Origin of the sequence: Bartonella phoceensis (assembly GCF_902825145.1) — a bacterium.
GTDB classification, from domain to species: domain Bacteria; phylum Pseudomonadota; class Alphaproteobacteria; order Rhizobiales; family Rhizobiaceae; genus Bartonella; species Bartonella phoceensis.
This window is the reverse complement of the sequence record NZ_CADEAD010000018.1, coordinates 1-5,627: the sequence shown is the minus strand read 5'-3', so window position 1 is coordinate 5,627 and position 5,627 is coordinate 1. Positions and strand designations below refer to the sequence as shown.

At 37.9% G+C, this 5,627-nt stretch carries 2 protein-coding genes; both read left to right on the top strand.

The window, feature by feature from the left end:
- Positions 1–88: 88 nt before the first annotated feature.
- Positions 89–3,502 carry an autotransporter outer membrane beta-barrel domain-containing protein gene (locus tag J7R07_RS07825; RefSeq protein WP_208436304.1) on the top strand — a complete coding sequence of 1,138 codons (3,414 nt, stop codon included), beginning with the start codon at positions 89–91 and terminating at the stop codon, positions 3,500–3,502.
- 693 nt (positions 3,503–4,195) lie between these two features.
- The coding region (locus J7R07_RS07820; RefSeq protein WP_208436303.1) for an autotransporter outer membrane beta-barrel domain-containing protein at positions 4,196–5,627 on the top strand (1,432 nt) is incomplete at its 3' end.

Below are 5,627 nucleotides of genomic sequence, written 5' to 3'. Positions count from 1 at the left end.
GAATTATTGTATTAACAACTATCCATTTTCTATTCTTCTTATAAGTTAGCGGGGGAATAAATATTGGGGGCTTTAAAGGAGAGTACTTGTGTCTAAAAAATCCCTTTTATCATGTACTGCAACAGCAACTATTATATTATTTAATATTCATTTCTGTGCATACGCTGAAACTATCGAAGTTTCTGGGGGAGAAAAAACGGTCCCAACAGGAACTTACGAGCTTATTCATGCAAACAAGGGTGGTAAAATCACCGGAATAGATTTAAAAATAGTTGGAAATAAAGATATAAACTCAAGTACAAACAAAAACGTCTATGCGGTAACCGCTGAAGGTACTAATAGTGCGATTGAGTTAAACGGTACGACAACCATTAAAGGAATTGACTCTGTCATTTCCCTAGGTGCTGAAGCAAAAGATGGTGCTAAACTTCAAATAACCGGAGGAACCATTACTGTTTCCGATACTGGCGTTCTCTTTTCAGATAATAATAAAGAAAGCAAGCTGACAAATGTAACGATATCGAGTGGTAAAGACGATGCACCACTGCAATTTGGAATAAAAGCAGACAAAAACGGTGTAGTCACTTTAGAGAATGTAAACGTCTCTCACGCAGATACTGGCATATATGCAAATGATCACTCTACAATAACAGTCTCTGGAGGATCATTTGATGGCAAAATCAATGGAATATATGCAAAACAAGACAGTTCTATTATTTTAAAGGATAATACTCACATTATATCATATGATAATGTTGGTCTCCATGCAGATGGTTCAGGAGCCAATATCACAATGGCAGGGGGAACAGTAACAATAAAGAATAAATATTCTGCATTACTTGCAGAAAAAGGTGGGCAAATTGATGCCACCAATGTTTCTTTAACAACAGAGGGCAAAGGGACTGGTGCATTTGCACTTGCAAACAGCACAATTAAGTTGCATGGCAATACAACGATTAGCAATACTTTGAATGGTCTTGGAGCAGCTGGTGGTGGTAAAATCATCAGCGAGAATTTAACAGTCATCGGCAGAAAAACAAGCGATCCAGATCCTGAAAAAGAACCCTGTGGTGTATGGACAGAAGGCACCGGTAGCGAAATTAAGTTGACAGGCAAAACAATCATCCAAAATGTTGATGAAGGTTTCTATGCAGACGGTGGAAGTAAAATCATTAGTGGAGATTTAACAATAATCGGTGGGGAGTCTGCAAACATAACCACTGGCGTAGCAGCTTACGAGCTTGATAGCAAAATTGAATTAAATGGTGAAACAATCATTCAAAATGTTGATATAGGTCTCGCTACAGCCAATAGCACACTTAAAATGTCCAATGGCATTTCTACGCCACAAAATGCGAAGAAAAATAAAATAGAAGCAAAACAGGTCGCATTGATTGCAGAAATTGGTGGACATATTGACCTCAAAGATGTTTCTGCAACAGCAGGAGTTGCTGGTTTACAACTTGCAACTTTCTTGAAAACTAATCCAGATAAATCAGAGCAACTAGAAACATATAGAGACAACGAAATCAATTTGATCAACACAGATATTCACGTTGACAATGGTGCTGGAATTCTCGTTGGAGCCCTTGTCGAAAAGAGTATCGAGGGTAGTTTTTCTCCATCAATCGGCAAAGTTAATCTTAAAAATTCGGAAATTCATGCCGATGTATTATTGGGAGACGGTATTGTTTGGAATAAATTTTCTTGGAAAAATAAAAAATTGTTGGACGGCACAGAGCTTAAGGAGATATCCAACGGTACCTTCATATTAAGCGCTGACCATTCTATTTTAGAAGGCAGAGCAAATATTGCACAACAGAGAAACGTATTCTTTGACCTGAAAAATGATACGAAATGGATATTGACAACCAGTACAAAAGAAATTGATGATAACGGAAAACACCTTGATATCACTCAAAGATCACGTTCTGATATTTCTGTTCTCAACCTCAATAACAGCTCTCTTGTTTTTAAAGAGCCAACAGAAGATCATTACCACACATTGCATATAGGTTCGGGAAGACCAGATACCAAAGCGGTCTATAATGCAACAGGTAATGCACAGATTTCTTTCAATACTTTGTGGAGTGATGGGGCACCAATCGCTGACCAAAAAACCGATCAGCTTCTGATCAATGGTGATGTATCAGGAAAAACAAATGTTCTTGTTAAGGGATATTTAAAAGGGAACGACAATCAAGAAAATACTTCTACAGCTGCAAATATACGAGGGCTTTCACTTATTCAAGTTTCTGGAAAAGCTGAAGAAGACTCCTTTAAATTGGTCAATGGTTATACCACAATCAATGGTTCACCCAATAAGTATATACTACGTGCCTATGGACCAAATTCAAACCAAGGAAAAGCCGAAGCAAACCAAAGCCTCGTGGAAAATAGCGATAATTTCTGGGATTTCCGTCTACAACCTGAATTTCTTAATTCTAACCCCGGTGGCTCTGGATCCAATCCCAGCGGCTCTGGCTCTAACCCCGGTAGCTCTAGCTTCAACCCTGATCCTGAGCAAAATGTGCAAACCGTCGTACCTCAAATGGCAAACTATTTGCTCATGCCAAATGCCCTCTTCTATACGGGATTGATCGATATGGCAAAACAAAATGCCCTGTTAGCCAATATGAGAACATCTGTCTTAGGGAAACAACAAGAAAAACAGAACGGCTTCTTCTTAAACACCTACGGAGGAACAGGGACATTATCTTCTGAAAGTGCTCCCCTTAAATATGGTTATAGCGGTGCTCATCTTCGCTATGCCACCCTTCAAGGAGAGATAAACTTTGCCGCACTGGAAGGGCAAGATACCACAATACATTTCGGTTTTGTAGGAACCTACGGGCAACTTTCCTTCACTCCAAAGAATATGAAAGACGCAAGTAAAAGCACCGTGGATAAATGGTCACTCACAGCCTATGGCAGTATACAGCATGACAATGGGGTCTATCTTGATGCCCTTGTATCCTATGGAATCCTAAAAGGAGATATCAGCAATGCCATCATTGGAAAAACTGCAAAATTGAAAAATGCAAAGATGTTAAACATCTCCACAACTGTTGGTAAACAATTTGCCACCGGTATTGCAAGTGTAACATTTGAACCTCAAGCGCAAATTGCCTATCAACACTTGATGTTTGATACCATTTCAGATGCTGATAATCTGACTATTGATATGAATAATCCTCATCAATGGTTAATCCGTGTTGGAGGACGTTTGAACAAAACTGTTGTCACTGCTGAAAACGGGCGCGCTGTTTCCTTCTATGGGAAAGTAAATGTGATCAAAACTTTTGGTGATGATCAAGCAATATATATTGATAAAGCTTATCAACTTGATCCTATGGGCTCTTTGCTTGAAGGTGGACTTGGTATCAGTGCACAATTGTCTCAAAATGTCTCACTTCATGGTGATGTCACCTATCAACAAAAGCTTCAAAAAACTGGTATATCTGGAGCAAGTTTTTCAGGAGGTATACGCTACCAATTTTAAGGCAAGGCCATAACAACAAGCGTATTGTTATTCTGGAGCCTTCATCAAAAAGGGGAGCATTGTGCTACCCTTTTATTTTTTCAATCTGTCATAGAAATACCAGTCACATGACCGCTTTTTCTGTACCACCCTCTTACACCCTCTCTCTGTAAAAGAATTAATCTTACTCAAAACGCAATATAACAAAATGCTTCATCTTCAATTTATGCAACGCCTCAAAAAAAACAGCTATTTGTATTTGCTTTATTATTTATAAAAATCGAATGATTTCGTAAAAATCATTTTTGATAAAAAATACAAAATATTTTGATTTTTATGTTTAAAATACATAATGCGCATTTCGTCTTTTTTTTTCTTGCACAAAAGAGTCGACGGAAAACTTTTGGTGCCGTGCATAAAATATCTTCCACCTTCAACTCTATAAAACTTTGGTGAAAATAAGCTTTAACCAATAAACGATCTTTCAACATGTCCTCATCATAGCGTTCTTTGTGAATAAGAATTATCAAGAAAATTTTTTATGCCACCTATATTTATTGGTTTCTATGACCATTTTTAAAGTAGAGAGAGCAGCAATTACTAATTTGTTTTGTTGTTTACAAAAAAAACATAATGATATAAATTTCCCGCAATCTTTACTCTATCAGAGGGGGGAATTAAGCACCAAAATATACCAATACTAAGGGCACGTCTATGTATAGGAAATCTCTTTATAAGAAAAATTTTTTGCTATGTACAATTGCAGGGATTTTGATTTTTTCTCATTTTGGCTCAGCTGATGCGAATACCCCTCCTCTCGAAATTCCTAAGGTCTCTGTACAGGAGGGGCAGGAAACATTTAATAACGTTCTTATTCGTGACAAATATACTGCAGTATCCGCTGGTGGCGCAGGAGCGGTTGCCATCATTAGAAAAGCGATAGTATTCTCCGATATGACCGCAATCGCTGCATCAAGGGCTGGACGTGTTGATGCTAAAGAAATTAAGGCAACCGCAATAATATCTGGGTTAGAACTTGCTAGTGGTATCATCAATATTGAAGATTCGATTGTAACCGTTAAAGGAAATCATAAAAGTTATGGCCTTACTTTTTCTAAAGCCTCAAAGCTCATTGCCAAAGAAAACGAATTTATTTTAAATAGTGCAACTCTTAACAATACAAAAGTTCTTGTAGAAGATGGTATCGGTATTTTAGGGCCGTTTGATGATGCTGAGATTCAGCTTAAAAATTCAGAAATTCGTGCCGATATGTTATTGAGAAATGATCAATCACCAGAAATTAATCCTACCATTCTTACACTAACCGCTGATCATTCAATTTTAGAAGGAAGAGTAAGAACAACACAAAAACACGTAACAATTTTTAATTTGAACGATAACAGTAAATGGACCTTAAAGATTAGTCAAAACGAACCACCTAGAGCTGGTAGCTATGCGCTTGTTGACATTGATAAACGAGCACAGTCTATCATTTCAGTATTGAACCTTAATAAGAGTGCTATTGTATTTAAGGAGCCTACTTTGCTGACATATCACCATTATCAAACCTTAATTGTAGGCCAACAACCACCAAAATCTGAAGATTATGAGGAATCTGAGGAATTTGATATCTCTAAACTGCAGCCAAATAGGTTTCCCGATGTAGAGACAGTTTACAATGCAACGGGTGATGCAAGAATTTATTTCAACACGAAATGGAGCGATGGTCTAACGAAAGAACAACAAAAAACGGACCGTCTCCTTATTTATGGCAATGTATCGGGCACAACAACAATCCATTTCAATAGTCTTTCAAGGAGTGAGAATGCAAAAGATGAAGACTCCATTCCCACGAATATGCGCGGTGTTTCACTCATTCAAGTTTCTGGTAAAGCAGATGAAAATTCCTTCAAGCTTGCGAACGGTTACGTCACAATGAATGGATTGCCCTACAAGTATACGCTGAATGCTTATGGACCAACATCAAACCGTGGTAAGGCCGATGAACAGCAAAACCTTTTGAGAGAAGGAGATAATTTCTGGGATTTCCGCTTGCAAAGGGATACGCTTGATCGTGAAGCAAAGATCAATGCTCTTGTACCTCAAACGGCAAGCTATTTGGTAATATCTCCAGTTTTATTCTCCT